This window comes from Salinimicrobium flavum, from assembly GCF_042684505.1.
Classification (GTDB): domain Bacteria; phylum Bacteroidota; class Bacteroidia; order Flavobacteriales; family Flavobacteriaceae; genus Salinimicrobium; species Salinimicrobium flavum.
In genome coordinates, this window is record NZ_JBHULT010000006.1 from 869,395 (window position 1) to 893,731 (window position 24,337).

At 39.9% G+C, this 24,337-nt stretch carries 25 protein-coding genes; 1 reads left to right on the plus strand and 24 read right to left on the minus strand.

The features are described from left to right. Positions 1–169: 169 nt before the first annotated feature. From ACFSTG_RS07420 to ACFSTG_RS07500, 17 genes are all read right to left on the minus strand, one after another. Positions 170–949 carry a hypothetical protein gene (locus tag ACFSTG_RS07420; protein WP_380750409.1) on the minus strand — a complete coding sequence of 260 codons (780 nt, stop codon included), beginning with the start codon at positions 947–949 and terminating at the stop codon, positions 170–172. Between the two features lie 313 nt (positions 950–1,262). Beyond that, the gene (locus ACFSTG_RS07425) at positions 1,263–1,814 is read right to left on the minus strand and encodes a hypothetical protein (protein ID WP_380750412.1); all 552 of its coding nucleotides are present in this window, start codon (positions 1,812–1,814) and stop codon (positions 1,263–1,265) included. A gap of 555 nt (positions 1,815–2,369) precedes the next feature. Next, entirely contained in the window at positions 2,370–2,540 is a 171-nt protein-coding gene (locus ACFSTG_RS07430) for a hypothetical protein (protein ID WP_380750415.1), read from the minus strand. A 159-nt stretch (positions 2,541–2,699) separates the two neighbouring features. Continuing rightward, positions 2,700–2,951: a hypothetical protein gene (locus ACFSTG_RS07435; RefSeq protein ID WP_380750417.1), complete on the minus strand. Its 252-nt coding sequence runs from the start codon at positions 2,949–2,951 to the stop codon at positions 2,700–2,702. 197 nt (positions 2,952–3,148) lie between these two features. After that, positions 3,149–3,421 (minus strand): hypothetical protein, encoded by a 273-nt coding sequence (locus ACFSTG_RS07440; RefSeq protein ID WP_380750419.1) that lies wholly within the window; start codon positions 3,419–3,421, stop codon positions 3,149–3,151. A gap of 338 nt (positions 3,422–3,759) precedes the next feature. Continuing rightward, positions 3,760–4,107: a cytochrome c oxidase assembly factor Coa1 family protein gene (locus ACFSTG_RS07445; RefSeq protein WP_380750422.1), complete on the minus strand. Its 348-nt coding sequence runs from the start codon at positions 4,105–4,107 to the stop codon at positions 3,760–3,762. Positions 4,108–4,673: 566 nt separating this feature from the next. Further along, positions 4,674–5,615 (minus strand): DUF4238 domain-containing protein, encoded by a 942-nt coding sequence (locus ACFSTG_RS07450; RefSeq protein WP_380750819.1) that lies wholly within the window; start codon positions 5,613–5,615, stop codon positions 4,674–4,676. A 126-nt stretch (positions 5,616–5,741) separates the two neighbouring features. After that, positions 5,742–6,131: a hypothetical protein gene (locus ACFSTG_RS07455; protein ID WP_380750425.1), complete on the minus strand. Its 390-nt coding sequence runs from the start codon at positions 6,129–6,131 to the stop codon at positions 5,742–5,744. 148 nt (positions 6,132–6,279) lie between these two features. Further along, positions 6,280–7,125 (minus strand): hypothetical protein, encoded by an 846-nt coding sequence (locus tag ACFSTG_RS07460; protein ID WP_380750428.1) that lies wholly within the window; start codon positions 7,123–7,125, stop codon positions 6,280–6,282. A gap of 161 nt (positions 7,126–7,286) precedes the next feature. Continuing rightward, on the minus strand, positions 7,287–7,994 hold the full coding sequence (locus ACFSTG_RS07465; RefSeq protein ID WP_380750431.1) for a hypothetical protein: 708 nt from the start codon (positions 7,992–7,994) through the stop codon (positions 7,287–7,289). A gap of 149 nt (positions 7,995–8,143) precedes the next feature. After that, on the minus strand, positions 8,144–8,818 hold the full coding sequence (locus tag ACFSTG_RS07470) for a hypothetical protein (protein WP_380750434.1): 675 nt from the start codon (positions 8,816–8,818) through the stop codon (positions 8,144–8,146). Between the two features lie 158 nt (positions 8,819–8,976). Beyond that, entirely contained in the window at positions 8,977–9,429 is a 453-nt protein-coding gene (locus ACFSTG_RS07475; RefSeq protein WP_380750437.1) for a hypothetical protein, read from the minus strand. A gap of 88 nt (positions 9,430–9,517) precedes the next feature. After that, a complete protein-coding gene (locus tag ACFSTG_RS07480) occupies positions 9,518–9,865 on the minus strand; it encodes a hypothetical protein (RefSeq protein WP_380750440.1) in 348 nt (115 codons plus the stop codon). Positions 9,866–10,060: 195 nt separating this feature from the next. Further along, a complete protein-coding gene (locus ACFSTG_RS07485; protein WP_380750443.1) occupies positions 10,061–10,468 on the minus strand; it encodes a hypothetical protein in 408 nt (135 codons plus the stop codon). Between the two features lie 151 nt (positions 10,469–10,619). Then, positions 10,620–11,165, minus strand: a complete 546-nt coding sequence (locus ACFSTG_RS07490) for a DUF5063 domain-containing protein (protein ID WP_380750446.1) — start codon at positions 11,163–11,165, stop codon at positions 10,620–10,622. 616 nt (positions 11,166–11,781) lie between these two features. After that, positions 11,782–12,972: a tyrosine-type recombinase/integrase gene (locus ACFSTG_RS07495; RefSeq protein WP_380750449.1), complete on the minus strand. Its 1,191-nt coding sequence runs from the start codon at positions 12,970–12,972 to the stop codon at positions 11,782–11,784. 81 nt (positions 12,973–13,053) lie between these two features. After that, positions 13,054–15,423, minus strand: a complete 2,370-nt coding sequence (locus tag ACFSTG_RS07500) for a heavy metal translocating P-type ATPase (RefSeq protein ID WP_380750452.1) — start codon at positions 15,421–15,423, stop codon at positions 13,054–13,056. Positions 15,424–15,897: 474 nt separating this feature from the next. Between ACFSTG_RS07500 and ACFSTG_RS07505 the strand changes: the two genes are divergently transcribed. Continuing rightward, positions 15,898–16,020: a hypothetical protein gene (locus tag ACFSTG_RS07505; protein ID WP_380750455.1), complete on the plus strand. Its 123-nt coding sequence runs from the start codon at positions 15,898–15,900 to the stop codon at positions 16,018–16,020. Between the two features lie 64 nt (positions 16,021–16,084). Here the strand turns inward: ACFSTG_RS07505 and ACFSTG_RS07510 are convergent, their stop codons facing one another. From ACFSTG_RS07510 to ACFSTG_RS07540, 7 genes are all read right to left on the minus strand, one after another. After that, the gene (locus ACFSTG_RS07510) at positions 16,085–16,306 is read right to left on the minus strand and encodes a hypothetical protein (RefSeq protein ID WP_380750458.1); all 222 of its coding nucleotides are present in this window, start codon (positions 16,304–16,306) and stop codon (positions 16,085–16,087) included. Positions 16,307–16,350: 44 nt separating this feature from the next. Further along, the gene (locus ACFSTG_RS07515) at positions 16,351–17,583 is read right to left on the minus strand and encodes a hypothetical protein (protein ID WP_380750461.1); all 1,233 of its coding nucleotides are present in this window, start codon (positions 17,581–17,583) and stop codon (positions 16,351–16,353) included. Positions 17,584–17,719: 136 nt separating this feature from the next. After that, positions 17,720–20,005, minus strand: coding sequence for a nitric-oxide reductase large subunit (locus ACFSTG_RS07520; protein ID WP_380750464.1), 2,286 nt, complete (start codon positions 20,003–20,005; stop codon positions 17,720–17,722). Between the two features lie 75 nt (positions 20,006–20,080). Continuing rightward, complete coding sequence (ric, locus tag ACFSTG_RS07525; protein ID WP_380750466.1) at positions 20,081–20,806, minus strand: iron-sulfur cluster repair di-iron protein; 726 nt, start codon at positions 20,804–20,806, stop codon at positions 20,081–20,083. 188 nt (positions 20,807–20,994) lie between these two features. Next, a complete protein-coding gene (locus ACFSTG_RS07530) occupies positions 20,995–21,807 on the minus strand; it encodes a universal stress protein (RefSeq protein WP_380750469.1) in 813 nt (270 codons plus the stop codon). A gap of 96 nt (positions 21,808–21,903) precedes the next feature. Then, the gene (locus ACFSTG_RS07535; RefSeq protein ID WP_380750472.1) at positions 21,904–22,953 is read right to left on the minus strand and encodes a response regulator; all 1,050 of its coding nucleotides are present in this window, start codon (positions 22,951–22,953) and stop codon (positions 21,904–21,906) included. Continuing rightward, on the minus strand, positions 22,950–24,191 hold the full coding sequence (locus ACFSTG_RS07540) for a PAS domain-containing sensor histidine kinase (RefSeq protein ID WP_380750475.1): 1,242 nt from the start codon (positions 24,189–24,191) through the stop codon (positions 22,950–22,952). Before ACFSTG_RS07540 ends, ACFSTG_RS07535 begins: the two co-directional genes overlap by 4 nt. Between the last annotated feature and the right edge of the window lie 146 nt (positions 24,192–24,337).

The following is a 24,337-nucleotide window of genomic DNA, read 5'->3' on the forward strand; positions in this document are numbered from 1 at the left end:
ACCTGGATCTTAAAGTCTCCCATCTTCCAGTTGGCGGAGTAATGGACGTGGATTTGTCGGACCTGTCGCGCAATAGGTGTGGTTAGTGTTGGTTTGTTGGTCAAGTTAATTATTTTCTTTCCGCCGCTGCCGTCTATTGGCGATGAACCGTTGTTGTACACAGTATTTATTACATTAATTCTATTTGAAATTTTGTTGCATCAAATGCCATCTCCAATCCTTTCAGATTTGAATTAGATTTATTGGTTTTAAATAATTTATTCAAATATTTAGTCTGCTTATTTACATTTTCTGTATCACGTTGTAATATTTGATACTTTAAAAGAATTAGATTGGCCGTAATATTCTCTGATATCATTAAATCGCCGTCTTGTAGAACCTTTTCAATAGTGCTTTTTACTTTGGTATCATTCTCTGGTAATTCATCAAATAAATAGGCGTTTGCCAGGTCAGACTGAGACATTTTGGAATAATTATTTTGGTCAGACATATCTTTTCGATAAGTCATTTTTTCACCATTTAGGAAATACCATCTTGTGTAGGAGTCATTCTCTATTTTGATTTCTTTTTCGAATGTTCTTTTTTTAGAACTCCAGTTTGTGAATGCAATTAATAGTTCAGTTCCATCATCTTTCTTTAAAACTGACATTTTGATTAAGTAGTTTCTTTTCCCAGGTTTTTCAATTTCAATTTCTAACGGTTGATCAACCGAAACATATTTTTTTATAGCCTTAATTATTGCAGAAACTTCCTTTGGGTTAGCATCTGGAAACAGGTTTTCTCTCAAGAACAAATCGAGATATAAATAATGAGTTAAATAAAAATCATCCATTTTTAAATAATTCGATTCTTCCAGATTCTCTGACTTAATTTCAATTTTTTCTGATTGTGCAGTTGCAATACTTGTAAATAGCACTAAAAATGAAAGGATGGTAATTCTTTTAAGCATAATTTTCATATAAATATTGTGTATAACGTCTCCGGTTAACAAAAGAGGCGTGTAGGGAAGAGCTTACTTTTTGGCGTAACGGGTTTTTCTAATGGAAATAAATGTATAAAATTATGTTTCAAAAAGCCATTTTTAATAACCGTTATTGGCAAAAGTGATTTGGTATTTACCAATTCCGGCCCGGTTAACGCAAGTTGCGGACTTGGGAAACTCAAATTTGTCGGTTAAATAATATTTTTAGAGGCAGTCAAAAATGTTATTTTTCAATGGTTTGCCGCTATTTGCTCGTTAACCGATGTTGCCAACAGTTTTTTTATCTGTTTATTAAAGTCAGATAATGAATTGCAAGAAATAACCTATGATCCGGATCTTTTAAATCTAAAGTTTCTACATTTCTTGAAACACCTGCAATAACTGATGGTTGAATGTCATTGACAATCTCAAAATTTTCTTTGTACTTTTTAATTAATTCAGAGTATTCACCGATGCTCTCCAAATAGGAGAAATATTTGCCTTTTGCATTTAGGTTTATTGTTTCTTTTCTATCCTCTTGATTATTGTTCCTTGTGTTTATCCAAATCTCATTAAATACCGATAATGTGAATAAGTTTGTGCTTAAGTTTTGCAATCCTTGGAAATTAGGAACTCCTCCTTTTTTAAACACCAAGTCAGAGAAATCCGTGTAGGCTTGCTCTTTTGAGTTTGTGCCGAACTCTGTCATAAGAGTCTTATCAAATTCCGCTACTATCATATTCAAATCCGCTTCTTCATTAGAATTGAAAAGTCCGTTTGGATTGGAAATATCTCTTTGGTGCGCACAAGCACAAAAAGAGAACAGAATTAATATGGTGACAATTTTTTTCAAATTGTTGGCAACGTTTAAGCTATAAGTTCGTTGCGGAAAATATCTGAAGGACTTTTCCGCCAAGCCATAGCCACTGCTGAAAGATAAGAATTTTCGTAAGAAAATTCCGCCGCAATGACTTATAGGTGTTGTTGTAAAAAGTGTTTGTTTTGAGATTGTTTGCGTTTCTGATTGCGAATTGCCACCCCGGTAGGGGGAAGCCAGCGTACTACTTGCGAATCCCTCCGGACAGATTGGAAAGCCTTTTTGCGCAAAGAATTTCAGGTCCGATTACGTACAGATTTTAAAGTCATCCTAATCCGCTTATTTGACCTTGAAAAACAGGAAGAACATTTTTTACAACGTCCCGTATAAAAACAGTGCGAGCTGGCGAGCGTGATTGTCCGCAGGACAATCCGCTGAGCAAGTGAACACGATGTTTCGATTTGAGACTGAATTAAGCATTGTTTTTATATGTTGTTACCTACTTTAGCGACACATCCGAGTAAAAACGCAACTTACCGAAGTCCGTATATAAAGTTCTACTTGCGTCAAATAGGTTTTAAAGTCCGCTGATCATTTTTTCTTAAATTTTCTCTCAGAATATTGGCCCAACCAGTAGAAAGCTAATAAGGCAACCAGTCCGAATTTTGCGTATTCCTCCAAAAGTTCGAGTCGGTTTAAAGTCAGTAACAGTACCGCCATTAAAAGTATCATTAGAAGATCAAAATGTATTTTTTTCATCATATATTTTTTGGTCCGGAGCTATTGTAGGTAACGTCCCGTATAAAAACAGTGCGAGCGGGCGTGCGTGATTGTTCGCAGGACAATCCGCTGAGCAAGCGAGCACAAACTTTCGATTAGAGACTGATATAAGCATTGTTTTTATATATTGTTGTAAAACGTTTATATGTTATACTTAATAATTATTGTAGCAAGAACAAAAAATATTGCTGCTCCCAACAAAGCGTTTGCAGTACTATGATCCATTTTATCAGTCCGATTTTTAGATTTTTTAGGTCCGAACAGGTACTCTTTAAAGGTTTCATTGGGCTTATTTGTCAGAAGTCCCCAAAGTGATCCGAATAACCAACGGGCTGAGCCTCCCAAAAAATTGAAAAAGGTCACAACTATAGTTATTCCAATAATTTCATTCATAATTTAAACTTTGATTTATTTCTTCCGCTACGCCTGGTTAATGTTTTACAACGTCCCGTATAAAAACTGTGCGAGCTGGCGAGCGTGATTGTCCGCAGGACAATCAGGCGCAGCAAGCGAGCACAGGGTTCCGAATTGAGACAGGTTTTAGCATTGTTTTTATATAGTGTTGTAGCCAGTATTTTTTCCGTCCTTCATTATCCACCAATATTCAAATTCCACAAGATAAGAAGTCCGATAGCCACAAGGACAATTTCAATCAGAAAAGCTTTTTTATAAGTCAGGTTTTTCATTAGTAATCGGTCTGCGACAAAAAGAAACAATGAAATTATCAAAGCGCCTACGGCATAAAGTCCGACAAGACTACTTCCTCCATCCAATGTCCAAAAATTGAACAAATGCAGCTTAAAGATGCTTAATAGCACCAAAGCAAGAATAGTCAGATTAAAGGGTGTTACTATTAGTTTCATTTTCATATTGGCTACAACGTCTCATATAAAAACAGTGCGAGCTGGATAGCTTGATTGTCCGCAGGACAATCAGGCGTTGCAAGCGAGCACGGACTTTGATTAGAGACTGGTTTAAGCATTGTTTTTATATGTTGTTGTGAGACGTCTTTTCTTTTTTGTTCTTCTAATCAGAAAAATGCAAATCAGAGTCAGAAACCCGAAGAAAAGTATTTCCAGCAGGTGTCCGAAAAATGACATAAAAATCAGTTCTTCTTTAAGAAGTAAGCTCTTCACAAAGCTTATCAAAGAAACAACGGCAACAATAAAGAAGACTGACGCTATGGTGTATAAAAATTTAATCATTGCTGTTCAATGTGAATTTGATCAAAAGTCCAGTTATCCAAAGGTTTTTTACTCATCAAAAGAATAACTTTTGCCTTAGCCTTTGTACCTTCAACTGTCGTTTCTATTTGAGCGTACTCTGAACCATTTTCCGATCTGGTACCGCCAGAAGGAAATCTTCCAAACTCTTGGATTTCTCCTATTTCTGCGATGAGTTCGGGACTGTTTGTCAGATGTTTTTTTGCTAATTCATATTCTTCTGAATTGGAAATTTTAAGAGTATTTCCAATTGTCACTACTAAAATAAAAACTACTATACCTAAAACAACGTAAAGGATATACTTGAAAAATTTTGGTATTCTCACTATTGGTTTTGTTTAAAGAAATTCATTTGTAATCAGTTTTTTTAGATGTCTCACAACGTTCCCGGTTAACGAAAGTGGCGTGTAGGGAAGACTTCACTTTCAGACGTAATGGGTTTTTCTTATGGAAATAAATGTAGGAAAATATCTCTTCAAAAAGCCATTTTTGTTAACCGTTGTTGTGAATCAGTGGCGACACAGCTGAGTGAGCACCAAAGATTTGCCGTTATGTTTTCTCGTCAACCTGATTTTCCTTTTTTTATTTTCTCCAGACTGCTTTGTTACTTTTGAGATCCGCAAGAGTGAGAATAGTTAAAAACAGCAGAGTGGTGCGTATTATTTTTAATTTTTAATCCGGCTGAGTAAGTGTCCGTTTTTGTTTTCCAGGAAAAGAGTCGGAAAGTTTAATTTTTAACCGGTTTAGTGAGTCAGGAGCCATTGTTCACAACGTCACCGGTTAACGCAAGTAGCGGACTTTGGGAACGTGATTTATCGGTCAAGTTATCTTTTTAAAGGTAGTCAAAAATGTCATTTTAGATTGTCTGCAGCTATTTGCTCGTTAACCGATGTTATAGGCAGTTTTTATATTTTTCAAGTTCTTTAGTGGTACAAGCAAATATGAATTCCTCAGATCTGTTGAAAACAATGTGGTTTAAAGAGTTTACTTGATCTTCTGTTGCTTTAATATGATCGAATTTCAATCCCTCATCTTTGTAATGAATTTTTAGAGCAACTTTTGGACTTAAGGGATAATAAAACTCTAATGATTTAATATTTCCCAATTCATCTCTTTCATCCTCAAGCAAATTGGTGATCGGTTGGTCGGAAGTTATAAAGTCAATTTTGGAAATATTTTCAATAAAAATGAACTTTGTTTGTTTATAAAATCTCAGTCCGTTCGCCATTCCTGTGGCTAATACAAATGATATTACGTGAAAATATTTTGGAAGAATGGTTAAGTGATTCTCAAATTTCTGGCTAAAATTATTCTGCATTTTTTTAGTCCGGACATATTGAAAACATAGAAAAATTAAAGTTTTAATTAAAGACTCTTCATCTTCCAAAAACATCAAATCTTCAGGCTTTTCGACCAACATCAATTTATGTCCGAAATTTTCAAAATCCGAATGAAAATCTTCCATCAGATTAACCTTCATTAGATCCAATTTTTCTTCTATTTCGGATTTCTGTTTGGTTGGGAGGTCATTGGATTCTAATATTCTCTTGAATCTGGAATAAGTTGTAAAGAGATTGAAGTACTGTTGGTAAATTTCTTTTGTGTCATCATTACTTAGGTTAGAAATTAATTGTTTTAGAACAATCTCCTCCTCAACAGTAAATTCTACAAGTGAGTAATAGAATCTTTCTTGTGCAACACCCATTAAATTTGGTGTAGCGATTTTCTTTTCTTTTTTAATGAGAGCAGGGATTATATCCTTTGAATTAGACCAGGATCTAAGATAATTCCTCCAAACATAATGTTGTCTTTTCTTTTTAATGTTTCGCTCTATTTAAATTGCCTATAACGTCTCCGGTTAACGCAAGTAGCGGTTTGGGAAACATATTTTATCGGTTAAGTTATCTTTTTAAAGGTAGTCAAAAATGTCATTTTAGAGGGATCTGCCGCTATTTGCTCGTTAACCGATGTTGTGCCCAGTATTTTTTTCTTTTTCTTTTTCTTTTGTCAATATGGTCTTCAAATCATATCCATATTCACCATGTCGACCACCGGCCCAGCTTTCGTAAAGCAGTCGAATTGGAGTTTTACAAGTCGGGCAATAATAGTCAAGAAAAGAATTTGGTTTGTTAATCACCGATTCCGTTGTAAATCTTTCAAATTCAAGTTGATCTGCATGCGATAAATTTGAATAATCCGAAAGTTGATGTTTTTTCAAGTCATTAAAGCCAATCGAGATTTCATCATTGCAAGTCGGACATTTTATGTTTGAGGTCGGATAAGTTTCAAAGTCCTCATAGCTGTTGAAACTGGTCTTCTCTGTCAGGTTATGGATTTTGATTTGGTTCATTTCATATTGGGCACAACGTCTCCGGTTAACGCAAGTGGCGGACCTGGGAAACATATTTGTCGGTTAAGTTATCTTTTTAAAGGTAGTCAAAAATGTCATTTTTTGCAGGTTCGGCCGCTATTTGCTCGTTAACCGATGTTGGCGATAGTTATTTTTTTGTAACGCCTTCGTGTATATTTCCAACTACTTCAAATCTTTTTGGATCAGCTTGAAACACCGGAAACTCTTTCTTTTCTCCAATTACCCAAGGCCATAATGGATTAGTTGAAGATAATTTTTGGTTGTCATAAAAGAATTGAATTATCTTTTCTGCTGAAGATGCTACTTTGAATATGTCATCATTAAAATATCCTTTATAAAATTCAGTTCTGTCGATTGATTTTTGGTGAATAATTTCATGCCTATACTTTTCTAATTTTATAAAGTGACTCCAAAGTTTGGTTTCTTGTAGCTTTTTAGTTTGATAAATTTCTGGTAGAATTATATTTATTTTAGTTTTAAGGTCAATCCATTTCTCTATACATTCTTTATCAAATTTTTCAACGGTGCCTTTATTTTTAATTTTTTGCGAATATGTATAATTCGAAGGAATACTCAAGTTGCTAAAAGCTTCAAGACTGGTATAAGCGAAAACAATTGACGTTTGTATCAATTCGATATAATCGCAAAAAGTTGAAGATTTACGTTTTAGCTCCTTAATTTTATCCGTCTCGCTTTCAATATTGTTTATTATATTTTCATTGTAGAATTCTAAAGAGGCCTCTTTATTTTTCTTAGAAATTGATAATAAAATAGCAACATTATTGGGTATAAAAAATTCAAACTTTTCTTTTTTAATTTTGACACTATCACAAATCTGGCTCACCATTGAACCTTTAATTCCCCCTTCATCTTTAAATTCCATTTGATAAGTAAATGGCTTCATTATTCTCTTATCAAATATTTCATATTTATCAGGTTCTAAAGCTATAATCAGAGAATGTTTATTTGTCATAATGCTGAATAATAATTATCGCCAACGGTCTCGCATAACGACAAGTGGCGTGGAGTTATGGATGCGAATTTGTCGGCTTAACGTTTTTGGTTGTTATGGAAACTAATTTAGTTCTTTTCTATGAAACCCGCCATTTGCGGTATGCGTTGTTAGCAAACGTTTTATATGGAATTTAATTTTTCAAAGAGTTTTTCGAAAAACAGTTTGATGGTTTCTAAAAACCTTTCGATACAATCGTAAGGTTCAATTTCTATATTGTAAACCAACTCTTTATCGTGAAAAGCTTGAAATTCTTCTTTTGACATATACTCAATATTCTGTGAAAAACTTAATATGTCTTTGTTATTTGAGATAAATGAAAATATTGAATTCCAATTTCTATGCATTCCACTTATTTCGCCTTTATTATGAACTATGAGGTTTCTAATTTTTCTCAGTTTTTCTAAAAAATTCCATTCTGGATCTAGGTGCTTAAAGTCAATTTTACAAGCTTTTTTCAAATATAGCTTTGCTTTGTCTATATCACTATTACCCTTTAAATCTTTGATTGAAAAGTCTGTAGATTTTGATAGGTGATGGTATAAACAAATTTCTCCGAGTTTATGTTCTAAAAGGGAGAAAATCTGGACTAATAAGGAAGTTCTAAAGTTTTGAGGATAAAACATTAAATGGTCATTTACGACCATCGTTATATTTATTAATTCGGTAAAATCTTTCTCAGTTTTCTTGTAGAATTTATCAATTTCTAATTCTTCTTTTTGTCTTGAGAATTCATTTCTCAAAAAACCCTCCATCATTGAATTATACCTTTTGAACTTGTCCAGATTTGTGCTTAATTCAAATAAATAATTTTCGGAGAAATCTTTCATAAAATGTTTGCTAACGTTTACGGTTAACGCAAGTAGCGGACTTGGGAAACGTGATTTGTCGGTTAATTGTTGATTTTAAAGGTAGTCAAAAATGTCATTTTTTGATGGTCTGCTGCTATTTGCTCGTTAACCAATGTTGTGTGCTGCTTTTATCTATAGAAATTCATCAAATCATTTCCAGATTCTGTCTGATACTTTTCTCGGCTAATGAAAACAATATCAATACCATCTCTTTGGATATAGCCATAAATATCAAAATCCTTAAAAACTGTAATAAAATGGTCATTCCATTCTTCAGAAATCTTTATTTGTCTTTTTTCATCTTCGAGTTTTATATCCTCATATATTGCAAGCAAACCACATCCTCCAAGTAATGGTTGAATTTTAAAATCGGAATCTTTATTTATATCGGAAAAGAATTGACCCTTTAAATCATTCGGTATTTTCCAAAAAGTCTCTATCCGGGCTATGTGAGAAAATTCACCAAAACAAATAAATAGATTTTCTTTATTAAAATCTATTTCGTGTTTATCCGATTTTGATACAATCTCGTGAAATTTTTCTTTTATTAATTCTTGAAGTTCGGGTGCAAAATTAACTCCATTTGAATCTCTGTATTTTGATTCATCATCAGGATTGTCAGTAATAAGGTAAAGTCTTGGAGAATTGTCACCTATATTATTCTCATAAATTACATTGAAGAAACTAAATCCGTAATCTTCATTTACGCAATCTATTAGTTCAGAGAATAAAGGTATTAGGGCCTTTTCTCCTGTCTTAATTAATTTTGATTCAATATATTCTGAGTCTTTTCTCGTTATCATAGGAGGTCATTCAAAGTTGCACACAACGTCTCGTATAAAAACTGTGCGGCGATTGCCGGCGATGATTTTCCGCAGGAAAATCAGACGCAGCAAGTACGCACATACTTTCGAATCGACTCTAAGATAGCATTGTTTTTATACATTGTTGCCAAACGTTTTTATTCAATGTTTCCACTTTCTTTTCTCTTCCGTTTTTCTTGAAGAAACAAATAAGTCCCATAGAAAGCGATTAATAAACCAATTGAAGAAATAATTATCTCCCAATCCGAGTATTTCCCCACGAAAGGAAAAATTCTATTTAAACGCGCTATAATAATTCCAATTAGAATATAAATTTTTGGCGATAATTTTAACCATTCAAATTTGCCTGGGGATTTAGTCGGTTCAATCTTGTTGTCCGATTTCATCTGGAGAACTAATCCGTATCCCAGAGCCAAGCCACCAGAAATTAAAACAATTTCATTGGAAATCAGTCGACCATTATCATCTCCAAAACCAAGTAGAACTATAAAAAGTCCAGTGTATATAAAATTAGATGGTTTGTCCATTAAATGTTTGGCAACGTCTCCGGTTAACGCAAGTAGCGGACCTAGGAAACGTGATTTGTCCATTTAAGTTATCTTTTAAAGGTAGTCAAAAATGTCATTTTTTGAAGGATCTTCCGCTATTTGCTCGTTAACCGATGTTGCCAGCTGGTTTTTATATTCCGAAAAAGAACTCATAATAATTGTCTTTCGGTTTTTTCACATTTATAGTTGTCAAATAGCTAAATCCATTATTTTTATTTTTCTCAAACACGAAAAGGTCAGAGTTTTTTTTGCTTATTGAATCACCAACTTTTAATGATTTATTTTCCAATTGTTCCAAATAGAAAAAGTCAGATTCGTTTATATAAACTTTTGTTCCACGCCCTTCTTTAATTTGATTTATAATTCCGTTCAGATTTTTTTCATAAAAGTCGGTCTTGTTTTTATAGTAACTCCTTTTGGAATTATAAATCAAAAATCCTGCTAGTAAAAGAATCAGAATTGGGAAGATTTTTTTCATATAAGATTTAAAAATTCAGTCAAATTATTACTTGAAAGTTGAGTTTTTCAAACTTGCTGGCAACGTTCCCGGTTAACGAAAGTGGCGTGTAGGGAAGAAATCACTTTCCGGCGTAACGGGTTCGTCTTATGGAAATAAATGTAGGAAATTATCTCACAAAAAAGCCATTTTTGATAACCGTTGTTGTAAGCAGTCTTATTCCGTTCTGCTTAATATTCCCTCTTTGTTTACTTTGAAGGTGCTTTCTCTTTTCGGAATAACAACTCCTGTGCGATCAAAGCGTTTTGGAGGTTCGATAATTCGAACCGATTTCTTATTGTTTAGAAAAACCACCAGCGTATAATAATCAGAGTGGCTAATACCGTTACTCCTTATATTTCTTAGATCAAGGTGAAGAGAATCAGCAATTTTGTCAACCTGAGAATAAGGTCCGAGGGTGATCATTTGATCCCATTCAAAATCAGTAAGCTCCGCAAAATTAACCTTTGATCCGTTTCGTATTTCATTTTCCACCTTTTCTTGAAGAGCTTGATCAGCTTCTAATTGAGAATCCTGGCAGGAAATCAGTCCGAAAAGAAATAATATTAAGATTGGAGTTTTCATAGATTGCTTACAACGTCTCGTATAAAAACAGTGCGAGCTAGCAAGCGTGATTGTCCGCAGGACAATCCGCTAAGCAAGCGAGCACAAAGTTTCGAATTTAGACAGGTTTGAGCATTGTTTTTATATGTTGTTAGCCACAGTATTGTATTCTTTAAATAGTTGTTTTCCCTTCATAGTAGAGGTAATGAAGTGCTCGAATAGCATTTACACAATGGTTTCCCCAATGAGTGGTAAATCCGAATTTTAATTGCCAAAGTCCGTCTTCGACTGCCTCGTCCGTTGCTATTTCGTCGATTTTATGCAGTTCAATTTTTAAATCAGCATAGATATCCACCACATCATCTACTAACCAACCTTGGGTCGACTCCTTATCCTTTTCGTCAGTCGGGTCAAAAATTTCCCAATAGTAACTGTCTTCCCCGAATAACGAAATCAATTTTATATTTTGAGTTTTCAGTTCCGATTTGTCAATGCCATCAAAATATGTCTCGGCGTTTGAATAAAAAAGTTCTACAGGTTTTAAAGAAAGACCAGCATTATATAATTCAGTCAGCTTTTTGTGAATTTGAAGATGAAATTCTTGTTTTTTAATTTCTCCGTTCTCAATTAATAAAATATAACTCCGAGCTACATCTAAAAAATGTTGTGTATCGTTGGCTGTAAGCAATGATTTTATTTCTTCAGATAGATTTTCCATAGTTGGTTATTGTGGCTAACGTCTCGTATAAAAACTGTGCGAGCTGGCGCGCGTGATTGTCCGCAGGACAATCCGCTGAGCAAGCAAGCACGATGTTTCGAATTGAGATAGGTTTTAGCATTGTTTTTATACAGTGTTGGCAACTGGCTATTGGTTTTATTAAGATCAGTTCATTTCCGTCACAAAAGTCTTAATCAAATTAAATTAAAATCAATGGGATCAATAGAGTTATACCAATTATTACAATGTGTAAGATGGATTCCTTAGATATTGAAAGAGTCTGTTTATTTTTTAATTCTTTTAGAATGATCCAGATCAAAATTAATCCGCAAACCAATGCCGTCAAAACATAGGAAAAAGCCCACTGCAATGCTACTCCCATACCTCCTTGCGCTGAGTCGTAAGCAGGCGTGGTTGATTTATATATATTATTACCAGTCGCTATATAAATATTAGTCAGAGTCAATAAGACACAAATCCCAGGAATTAAAAACTTTGATTTAAACATATCCGAGATCCAATATATTGGTTAACTATTTACAAAATTTGACCCTGATTAGTTTCTAATTTTTTTATGCTTGGTGCCAACTCGTTATATCAAAACGAATATAGTTAATTATCCCTTAAAATTTCGGGATAACAACAGGTTTGCGTTGTTTTTATCAGTAGCAGAATTCAGCATTTCCTTCACCGTAACATCCAGTGGGCTTTCGATTTTCATGATGTCCTTTCTCGATACGTGCGTGTAGATCATCGTGGTCTCGGGCTTGGAATGGCCCAGCAACTCCTGGATGTACCGTATATCAATTCCGTTTTCCAACATGTGCGTGGCATAGGAATGTCTCAGGGTGTGCGGGGTGACCTTCTTTATGATCCCGGCACGGCGGCAGGATTCCTGTAAAAAAGTGCGTATGCTCTGCGCGGTGTAAGGTCCGCCGGCCTGGCCCTCGGCAAAATAGACCGCCGGGGTGTAGGTGGAGAGATAATTATTGAGCAGGGGTAACATACTTTCAGCCAAAACCACCACCCGGTCCTTGCGGCCCTTGGAGTTCTTGATGATGACCTGCCGGCGCAGAACATCAATATTGGCCAGCTTTAGTTCCAGGAGTTCGCCAATGCGCAGTCCGCTCGAATAGATCATTGCGATGATGGCGCGGTGCTTCAGGTTTCGGGTGACCCTCAACAGGTGAATGACCTCTTCCTTAGAAAGTACGGTGGGCAGGTACCTGCTCTTTTTGGGCCGCCTGATTTCTGAAACATCAATTTTTTCGCAATTGTAGAGTTGAAGAAAATGCTTAATGGCACTAATGCACTGCCGGTGGGTACTCAACGCATAATTTTCGGCCGCGATGCGTTGTTCAATGAACAGTTCAATATCCCGGGGCGTGAGCTCGGCAAATGGTTTCTCCCCTATAAAATCCACCAGCTTCAAAACAAAATTATAATAGGTCCTTACGCTGCTCTCACTAAGCCGCTGCCCCCGCAAATAGGCCACATACTCGTGCAGTACCTTCTTTTGGGCCCTGCTGAAAAGGACCTTTTTCGGTACCTTTTTCTCTTCCTCTTTTTCTTCTTTTAGCCCCTGCAATGCCGAATAATCTACATACCAGTTGCGGGATGAAAGGTGCCGGTAGAGCAGCTGCCTGTTCTTCAAACTAAATGGCAGGTAGAACGTCCTGTGCGTACGGCTCCACTCGATCCCCTGCAGCTCCCTCAGGTGCTTCCTTACCTCCTCATTGTATTTAAAACCTATCGCGATCTGCAGCTTCCCCCGGTGGTGTAGCGGACTTAATTTTATGTTTGCCATTGTGTTGATTATTAGGCTAATATAAAATAAAATCGTTTTGGTAAACAGGGAAAATGAGCCGCAGTAAAAAAAATTTTTGGGTTAGATCTTTCGTCCTATTAAATTCGTACAAAGGGTGGTAAAGGCAATAATGCTAATTGAACTCAGAGGCATAAGAATAGCCGCAATGATAGGCGACAGCTGTCCCGTTACCGCAAAATACAGCCCCACGATATTGTAAAGAAAAGAGAGCAGCATACTTATTTTGATCACCTTCATTCCCGCCTTCGAAGCCTTGATGAAATCAAGCAGTTTGCCAAGTATTGAAGCATCCATGATAGCATCACAGGCCGGGGAAAATACGTTCACGTTCTCAGAAAGGGCAATTCCCACCTCGCTCTGGGCCAGCGCCCCTGCATCGTTGAGTCCGTCGCCCACCATGACCGTCTTTCTTCCCTGCTGCTGAAGGCTTTTGATATACTCCAGCTTGTCTTCGGGTTTTTGGTTGAACAACATCCTTGTTTTCTTCGGAAGGATCTCCTCCAGCCTTGCTTTTTCGCCTTCGTTGTCGCCCGAAAGTATAGCGAGATCATAGGCCGGGGCAAGGTCTTCAAAAAGGGAATTTACCCCCTCCCGGTATTCGTTGTAGAAGATATACCGGCCCTTGTATTCATTGTTCGAACTTATATGCACGCTGGTGTTAAGGGTGGTCGCTTCGGAAGCATTCCCCACAAATTCGGCAGATCCTACCTTTATGGCCCTCTCCTGGTGCACGGCCTCAATTCCTTTTCCGGTTACTTCAGAAAATTCTTCGGGCGGGGAGATATCATATTCCGCCAAAAGATCGTACAATGCCCTGCTTAACGGATGGTTCGATGCCCTAAGGGTATTCTTCAGCAGCGATTCCTCTTCCGCAGAAAGTTGGACCCCCTCATAACTTATACTGTTTTTTTTGTTCGAAGTGATCGTACCTGTTTTGTCAAAGACTAGTGCATCTGCCTTTGCCAGCTGTTCGATCACCCCCGCATTCTTAAGGTAGAACTTCTTGTTGCCAAAGATGCGCAGTAAATTTCCCAGCGTGAAAGGCGTAGACATGGCCAGGGCACATGGGCAGGCAATAATGAGCACCGCCGTGAACACGTTAATGGCAATGGCCACGTCAATAAAAGCCCAGTAGGCGGTCGCGCTAAAAGCGATCAACAGCAGCACGATGGTGAAATATTTACTTATCTGGTTGATGAAAGAAGTGAAAGATTCCTCTTTCCTGGTTTGAAAAACATCGTTGCTCCACAGTTTGGTGAGGTAACTTTGCGAGACAGATTTTAAAGCTTCCATCTCTATCATGCCCGAAACCTGTTTGCCCCCGGCGAATAATTTGTCGCCAGATTCCTTTTGCACCGCCTCGGCTTCCCCCGTCACAAAACTATAATCTATTCGGGCATTTCCGTTGATCAAAATGCCGTCAACGGGGATAAGTTCTTCATTTCTTATAAGGATCCTGTCTCCTTTTTCAATATCATGCACATGCACGCTCTCTTCCTTTCCTTCGGAAGTGATCCTGGTGATGCCAATGGGGAAATACGATTTGTAATCCCTTTCAAAAGAGAGGAAATTATAGGTCTTTTGCTGAAAGAATTTTCCCAGGGTAAGAAAGAACACCAGCCCCGTAAGGCTGTCAAAGAACCCGGTGCCCCAGTCAAACATGATCTCCAGGGTGCTCCTTACGAACAGTACCACCACCCCCAGCGCCAGCGGTACATCAATGTTCAGGATCCTGGCCCGTAATCCCTTGTAAGCAGAAATAAAATAATCCTGCGCCACATAGAACACTACCGGCAGGGAGAAAGCGAACATGAGCCACCTGAAGAGGCCTTTGTACTGCTCCAGCCAAAACTCGTTCACTTCAAAATATTCGGGAAACGACAGGAACATCACGTTCCCAAAAGCAAAGCCCGAAACTCCCAGTTTGTAGATAATGCTGCGGTCGATCTTCTTTTTAGCCGTCTCGGTATCATCCAGGCTAATGTAGGGTTCATACCCAATGCTGCTTAGAAAGAGCACCAGCTCCTTTAAACTTAAGTTTTCATGGTTCCAGGTGATGCGTATGGTTTTCTTCGGAAAGTCTACCTGCGACGAACTTATCTCGGGTCTTAATTTGTTGAGGTTCTCCAGGATCCAGATGCAGGAGCTGCAGTGTATATGCGGAATGTACAGCGAAATCACCTGTGTCTTCCCATCGCTGAATTCCAGGAGTTTGGCGGCAATGCTCTCATTGCCCAAAAAGTCATATTTGCCCTCAAATTTCGCAGGTGCCGCGCCCGGTGCCGCATCCAGGTCATAATAGGAAGCAAGCCCGTTCTCAGAAAATATTTCATACACGGTTTTGCACCCGTTACAACAAAAAGACTTTTCATCAAAAGTGACGCATGTCTTTATCGTATCACCGCAGTGATAACAGGAAAGATCCTCCATAAATTTAATTGCTCGTTTCGTACCGGCTGCAAAGATTGAAAATGAGTCGGTTATAAAATATGATCAGGATCAGGAAATTTTAAAGGGAAGAATGTTAACAAAATTCCCCCGTCACGTTGAACCTGCCTACCGGCAGGCAGGCTTGTTTCAGCATCTTCGAGTAACGAACCCACAAGACCCTGAAATGAATTCAGGGTAACGTTTTTCTTCCGTCCTACTGAATTCGTTTCCGTCATGCTAAGACCTTAAATAAATATAATAACTTAGAAAGATATCGATTGCACATAAGTTCATTAATTAGCTTCTTTTTTGTAAGTGTAGGGCTCCCGAGGCGTTAAAAATTTTTGAAGCCTTGGAGAAAATTTAGCCGCGGGAGCACGGTTCTAATTTTGCGGGAGCAAAATTGGAAACACCTATCAAAAAAGTGTCCTTTTTTTGGTTCGTTTTTTTGGACAAGCAAAAAAATGAACAATCATGAAAAAACTGGAATATCTAACGACCGAAGGGAGAGGAATGCACAACAAAAAACTGAACAATCATGAAACAATTGGAATTTCAAATGACCGAAGGGAGAAAATTAATATTGAAGAACAGTAATGAAACCTTGTTTCAACATCACTACTAAAACACCCTGAAACGAGTTCAGGTGACAGACCGAAACTCACTCCCGGCCAACAGGATTATCCTCATACCAGTCGTCAAAATCCTTTTCTGTAGTATAATTATCGGTTAGGACTTTATAGACCGTAAACAGCCACCAGGCCTGGCCCGCGAGCACCGTGCCCAGCACAAGCCGAAAAGGTGCCCCAAAGAAGACCATGACCGCGACCGCCACCAGTAACACGGTGGATACCACTACACAGAATATCGCTGAAAGTCTCATATCCAAAAGATACAGAATACCGGAACTTTTCAGCGTTAACAGTATTATAATTCCTCCTTAAGAAACGGAGTCCCGGCTTTTTTAAAAATGTTCCGAAGGAGCATGAGCCCTACAGAGAGCGGCAACAGACTGCTCACCGCAACCAGGATCACAAAATAATTTTCCCATAACGGCAGTCCCAGCCATATTCCCGTGCCTTTGTAGAAGATCAACCCTTCAGAAACAAGGAACCCGACAAAATAGATCCAGAAAACGGGTTTTGAGAGCTTCAGCAAGCCTGCCATCTGTAAAAAGGCGAATAGGGTAATACTTATAAGTCCCAGGAAGGTCCCGTGGAGGTAACCTATGACAAAATCGGTATAATTATAAGCCAGCTGAGCAAAATAGGGGTGTGCACTAAAAAGTTGCATCACGACCTTGATAATGAGCAAAGTCGCGGCGACCTTAAGCAGCAGTTGTTCTAGCGGCAAGATTTGGGACCGCAAAGACCTCCATGCCGGTTGTATAACTGAAAAGAATTCATAGAAGGCCATTAACTGCAGGATCGCACCCAGTGCAGCAAGGGCATAAAAGATCCAGTGGGGTTCCACCCAAAGTACCGAGAGAAAGAAGCTGAGAATGATCCCGCTGTTTAGAAGGAACCAAAAGCTTTTCAGCTGCCTACTTTGAGGCATTAGATCCCTCTTTTCCAGGAAATAAAAGAAGATCCCGAGGAGTGCCAGGATGAACCAGGCGTTGTATTGAAAATGCAGGTAAAAATAAATGGAGATCTTATACCAGATGGAGGTATTGCCAAGTGTGGCCATCACCCCGCCAATTGCCCAGGGCCCTAAACTGGAGAGCACCAGGTACCACAGGGAAGCCTTGATGCATTTAAAAGAATAAGTTTCCTTAAACTTCTGAGGGACCTTTTTAATGACAAACCAGGCCATGAAATAGGAGGCGATCAAAAACAACGTTGAAAAGATGATCGAGAATAGCGCATATCCCGTAAAAGGGAAGGTGAACAGCATCCCCAGCAACGTGACCTGGGTGAACCAAAAGATCTTCAGGTAGGTCTTTCTATGAGCTTCGTCTGAAAAATACAGCTTATATATGAGCGTGGTCAAACCTATATACACCCAACCCAGCAAAGCGATGTGGGAATGGGCATGCACCACATACCTGAAATTCGCGGGGATGGAGGTTACAAAAAAGAACCTCAGGAAAACTCCCAGCAGGGCTGCCAGGAAAAAATAACCAAGGGCAATGTTCGTGTGCTTTTTCAGGTTGATCATGGGCTAAAAATATAAAAATTTGAAGGAGCTATCATCTCTATTCTTTCCAATAGCTTTTGAGTCAAAAATAAACTGCCCAAACAGGAGCGGGATTTCGCCACCATTTGGACAGTTTTTTGTTTTTGGCATTACCTGGTTATTCTACCTCTTCCACAACCGGTTCGTGTTTTTCAACCCGTTGGGTTTGTACCTGTTTCTTTTTGCTGTTCAGTGAAAATACGAACCACACAAAAGAAACCAGTCCTATTGCGAAGATGGTGTCACCAATGGCCCGCATCCAGCGTAGGGTATCCATTCCCGGCTGCTGCATGAATTCCGCCGACCTGGCGTACCACATGCCTTCGTTCACACTGGCAACCGTCTGTAGTAAACCAATTGGCAGAACGCTCAACAGTACCATAAGGATCAATCCTATGTTAATAGACCAGAAGGAGAATTTCAGCAATTTCTCATTCCATACCTGTTGCCTGTACATGCTTCGCAGTACAAACATCATCAGGCCAATTCCAAGCATTCCGTAGACCCCAAAAAGGGCAGTGTGCGCGTGTACGGCTGTGGTGTTAAGCCCCTGCATGTAATAAAGTGCGATTGGAGGGTTAATGATGAATCCAAAGATCCCCGCGCCCAAAAAGTTCCAGAACGCCACCGCCACCAGGCAGTAAATAGGCCACTTATAGTCCTTGATCCATTTCGTAGCCTTACTCAATCTGTAATTCCCGTAGGCTTCAAACCCAATAAGCACCAAAGGCACTACCTCCAGCGCGCTGAAAGTAGCGCCAAGGGCCATGACCGCTGTTGGTGTTCCGCTGAAATACAGGTGGTGAAAAGTCCCGAGGATCCCTCCCGAAAGGAAGATCACCGTAGCCAGCAATACACCCAAAGTGGCTGTTTTTGTGCGTAGCAACCCAAGTCTTACAAAGAGGAAAGCGCCCACTACGGTAGCGAAAACCTCAAAGAAGCCTTCAACCCACAGGTGAACCACCCACCAGCGCCAGTATTCTGCGATCGCAAGGTTGGTCTGTCTTCCCCACATAAGACCCGCCGCGTAGAAAAGCGCGATGGCTGCCGAGGAGACCAGGAACATGAGTAACAGGTTCCTTTCTGATGTTTTGCTGCGTATAACCGGCAATAATGGGCGTACCATAAGAGCCAGCCAAAGGAAAAGGCCTATCAAAAGGAAGATCTGCCAGAACCTTCCCAGGTCTACATATTCATAACCCTGATGCCCAAACCAGAAGTTCTCTGCCAGCCCAAGTTTTTGCATCACTCCCATCCATTGTCCTACCATAGAACCGGCAACGATGATCAACAAACAAATGAACAGGAAGTTGACCCCCAGTTTCTGGAATTTAGGATCTTTCCCCGAAACGGCGGGTGCAATATATAGCCCGGTTGCGAGCCATGCTGTGGCTATCCATAGTATTCCCAGCTGTACGTGCCAGGTCCTGGAGATGGAGTAGGGCAGGATCTCGGCCAGGTTCAGTCCGTAAAATCCGTCACCCTCTACCCCGTAATGGGCAGTAATCACCCCGAAGGTTACCTGTATCAAAATTAGCAGGCTCACTACCCACAGGTATTTTTTCACAGCCTGCATTGAAGGGGTGATGGTTTGCCGCATTAACGGATCTTCAACCGGCATGTCCACACTTTCCTCTTCCTTCATTTTGGCATGATAGAACACCATGACCCCTATCCCGAACAGTAGCAATATAATACTGAACCCGGTCCAGATCAAAAGGTCCCCTGTGGGTTTGTTCCCTACAAGATCCTCAGGTGGCCAGTTGTGGGTATAGGTAACATCACTTCCGGGCCTTTCTGTAACCGTGGCCCAGGTGGCCCAGAAGAAGAATCCGGCCATTTGACGCATTCTGCCTTCATCCTTAATAGCGTTCTTCGGGATGGCGTAATGATTCCTCAACTCATCCAGTTCAGGGTTCTCCATGAAGAGGCCTTTGTAATATTGATGCAGGAATTCAACCGCCTGCGCCCTTACCGGTGAAATGGTAATGACGCCAGTGGCCTCATCATAGGTGTTCTTACGCATTTCCTGCTGCAGCCTTCTTTCAAGTGCTGCCTGTTTTTCGCTGCTCACACTTTCATAGGTCTGCCCGTGTTCTTCTTCAGACCACTGGTTCAAAATGAACAATGATTCCCTGTGCAGCCAGTCTGCAGTCCAGTCAGGGGCGGTATAGGCGCCGTGCCCCCAAATAGATCCTACTTCCTGTCCTCCCATGCTCTGCCATACGTTTTGGCCGTCCAGGATGTCCTGTCCTTCAAAAACTACCTGCCCGTCTGTCGAGACTACTTTTGCAGGTTGCGGGGGTGCTTTTTGATAGATCTCAAATCCATAATACCCCAATATTCCAAATGAAATGGAGGTCACCACAAAAAAGGCGATCCATAATTTTCTTTCCTTAGTCATATGTGTACATTTAAAGAGAAGCAAAAAACGCCGTTTTTGCTTCTCTAATAAATTATTGATAGAATGTTGTTTGGCTTACTTGTTTCTTAGTTCCTTCTCCAGTTGCAGTGATTTTGGGAAAAGAATATTATTTTCCAAATGTATGTGCTGGTGCAGGTCCTGCTCAAATTCATCCAGTTTGGCGTAAAAAGCCCGGTAAGTATTGCAGGCACCCTGTGGAGGATTGTAGTTGCTGCTCAAACCGGCGATCTTGCGAAACGCTTCCCCGGCCTCCTCGTGCTCTACTTCCATCATTTTGATTGGGTTGTCAACGGTTCCAAAATGAGCATCAGGAAGTCCTGAACCTTCTTTTTTGGCTTTTACCATCTTCTTGATGAAAGGGAAGAGGATCAACTCTTCTTTTTTCATGTGCGCGCTTAATTCACCGGCAACTTCCTTAACCAGTTCCTTGATTTCGAGAAGTTCTGTATAGTGGTGTCCGTGAACCTCGGCTACCCTGTCTGCATACTGCAGCAATAAAGGGATGTTCTCTTCTACATAAGAGTGGTGTACATTGATGACATGATCTGTAAGAAAATCAAGCTCCCAGCTGTTATAATTGGTGGCGCGGGAGTCGGTTTTATCGACCTCTTCAAGATCGGTTACCAGTTGATCGAAATTTGCATTGTACTTATCACAGGCCTTTTGAAGGCTGATCCCTCCGCCGCAGCAAAAATCGATTCCGTGTTTTTTAAAGATGTGGGCAGTCTTGATATTCTCGGTTACCATTTCTGCTACTGTTTTTGTCTCTAGTTCCTTCATGACTTTATTTTTAATGATTCTTAATAGACTGAATTTATAATACAAAAGTCTGAACCTTAATCCTTCTGAATTATGAGGGAAGTCATAAAGGACAAGATTGTCCGATATATTTTCCGAAACAAAAAAAGCACCTGTAGGGCAGGTGCTTTTCAAGATCAAATAAGTAACAACTTAAATTAAAAAAAACTCTATCCGTGCAATACCAGTAATGGCAATTGGTTGATGAACGGGATATTATCGTCCTGGTCGTTCTGCAAAAATTTGTTGCAAAGGTTCAGGTTCTTGGCCGCCAGTACGATCATGTCAACATTCCTGTTGGCCATGAAAACTTTTCTGGGGCCTTGTTCTTTAGAAGCATAGAAAGTTTGCAGCACAGGAACCTTGGGGGAGAAGGAATCCTGTAAAAAATTCCTGTTCTCGGCCTGTTCGGGTGAGGGTTCTTTCTCAGAATTGAAGATCTCAAGGATCTTCACATTGGCGTTTGAAAGTGAAGCAAGGTTCAACAGGGTGCGCAACATCCTGCTGCCATAGTGTATCTTATAATCTGTAGGGAACAGGATCTCTTTGTGTTCCTTAAATACCGCATTTTCTGAAATGGCCAAAACAGGACATTTCACTTTTCTCATGACATCTGAGGTGTGCTTGCCAATTACCACGCCCTGTTTATTGGTCGCACCCTTGGTGCCCATCAGGATGAGGTCAATATTCTTCTCCAAAACCTGCGAGCGTACCGCTTCTATAAGATAATTGACCTTAAAAGAGATATGAAAGTGGTGATTGGGATTGGTGCGTGTCTGGTTCAGCCAGGCCAGAAGCTCGTTGAACTTCTGCTGTACATCTCCCGGCATGGTCATGAAACCTGTCACCATTTTTTCTGCAGGCGCATCAAGGACGTGCAGCAGGTGAAAATTACAGGAGGTGTCCTTAAAGAACTGCATGGCGTAAGCCGCAGCATTCCTGGAATTTTCAGAAAAATCGGTGGGCAATAAGATATTCATCATCAGTCACATCTATTTTACCTTGCAAAAATATGCAGCAAGTGATGTGGAAAAAATGATGATAATCAGTTATTGATTCATTCTAAATTAAGGAATAGATCAACTTATCCTTTTCAAGGCCTCAACATCAAGGATCTTGATATTCCTGCCTTCGATCTCAAGCAATCCTTCCTTCTTAAAGTCAGAGAGTGTCCTTATCAGGGTTTCAGATGCCATCCCCGCCACACTGGCAAGATCGCTTCTCGAAATTCTTATACTCTGGGTAGGATGTCTGCGTATCTTTTGAGAGAATAACAGGATGGTTCTTGCCGCTTTTTTACGCACAGAGCCATAGGCCATTTCCAGCAACTGCTCCTTGATGCCCGCAATGTTGTCTCCCATCACGTCAATGAGTTCAAGCGTAATATTACTGTTGTTCATAAGGATGTTCTTCAGCTCATCTTTGGTGATGGCGAAAAGACGGGTGTCTTCCATAGCTGTGGCATACTCATTATAGGGAGTGCTTTTATGAAAGGAAGTATTCCCAAAAAAGTCGCCTTCCTTGTAGATGGAGGTAATCAGCTCCTTCCCGTACTGGTCCATCCGGTGGCTTTTCACTACCCCTTTGTCTACAAAAAAGAAATGATTGCTCATCTTACCTTCTTCATATATGGTCTCGCCCGACTTATAATTCTGCTGGTCATATTCTTTCACCATCTCCCTGAGGTCATTTAGGGTGGCAAGTTTTTCCTGCGGGGTTTCAGGTTGCCGGTCTCCGGTCTCCTGGATCTTTTTAAGAATGGAAACTTTTGCCAGGCGGCTTTCAATGGCACTTATCAATTCTTCCTCTTCAAAAGGCTTGGTGAGGTAATCATCTGCCCCAAGGTCCATCCCTTTTCGAATGTCCTTATGCTCGGTCTTGGCCGAAAGAAAAATAAAGGGTATTTGCCGGGTTGAAGGGTCCTGGGACAACGCCTGTAAAACTCCGTACCCGTCCATCTCGGGCATCATGATATCACAAATAATGATATCGGGCTTTTCCTGTTTGGCAATAGCCACCCCAGATTTGCCGTTGGCTGCCGTGATCACGTTGTAGTCTGCCAGTTCCAGTAACTCGGCCGTATTCTCCCTTACAACGGTATCATCTTCTATAAAAAGTACTTTTTTCATTCTTTGTCTATAGGTAGTTCCACAATAAATTCTGTTCCCGCGTTCTCCTGACTTTTAAATCTTATGGAGCCGCCCAGGTTCTCCAGGTGTACCTTCGCGATATTGAGTCCAATACCAGTACCCTGATTCAAAAGGGCATTTTCTGCCCTGAAATATCGTTCAAATATATGCTTTTGATCTTTTTCGGGAATCCCCATCCCCTGGTCTGTTACCTTGAAGGTGATCTTGTTTCCGTCGGTTTTTGCCTCAAACTTTATAAGTGTATTTTCAGGCGAGTATTTTATGGCATTGCTCAAAAGGTTCGAGAGTACCAATTCGAGAATCTTCTCATCCTGCTGAAGGGTGATGTTCTCTATGTTGCGCGGGTATAAGATCTCCTGGCCACTCTTAAGCGTTACATTCGCATTGTACACCACCTCGTTGATGAGCTTACTTAGACTGAAGGTTGAGAATTTATAATTGACCCTTCCACTCTCAAGACGTTCAATAGACAGGAAATCATTAAGGATGTTATCAAGGTAATGAACCTTGTTCTTGATGGTACTTAGATGTTTTTCCCTTTTTTCCTGTTGATCCTCCAGCTTGTATTTTCCTGCCAATACCACAGAAGTGAGAATTCCGCTTAACGGGGTCTTGAATTCATGGGAGACCAGCGAAAGGAATTTGGTCTTTAGCTCGTTTAGTTCCTTTTCTTTTTGAAGCGCGTTCTTAATGCGGTTTTCAGCCTCTTTACGGCGTTTAATTTCCAGCTCAAGAGTTTTGTTGGCTTTCTGCAGCTTCTGGACGCTCTCCTCCAGCTCCTTAGTGCGTACCTTGATCTTGCCTTCAAGCTCAAAGTTGAGTTCCTTGATTTGGCGTTGGGCTTCTTTCCTTACAGAAATGTCGATGATAAGGGACATTACATAATTTTCCCCTCCAATACTAAAAGGATTTAACCCTGCTTCAACGGGAAATTCCTCCCCGTTCTTTTTCACTCCAAAAAGATCCCTGCCATGGCCCATTTGGCGTTTCTCGCTGTGTGCCATAAAATCCTTAAAATGCTTGGGATGGCCTGCGTGATATTTTCTTGGAATTAGTGTATTAAGGGGTTTGCCTCTCAGCTCCCCTTTGTCGTACCCAAACATGGTATCTGCCGCCAGGTTGCTGCTCACTATAATCTGCGCCTCATCTACAACGATGATCCCTTCAGAAGCAGCGTCAAATAGGACATTAAATACATTCTCGTTCTTTTCAAACATACAAATCTCTTATCGTCCGGGTGGTTTCTGCGGAAGGTTACCTCCGGAATTTCAATTGGACCCAAATTTACATAAATTCGTCAAACTAGGGCTGTCGCCAAAAAAGTATGTGCCCGAAGCTTTTTCCGACGCTATAAAACAAAAGG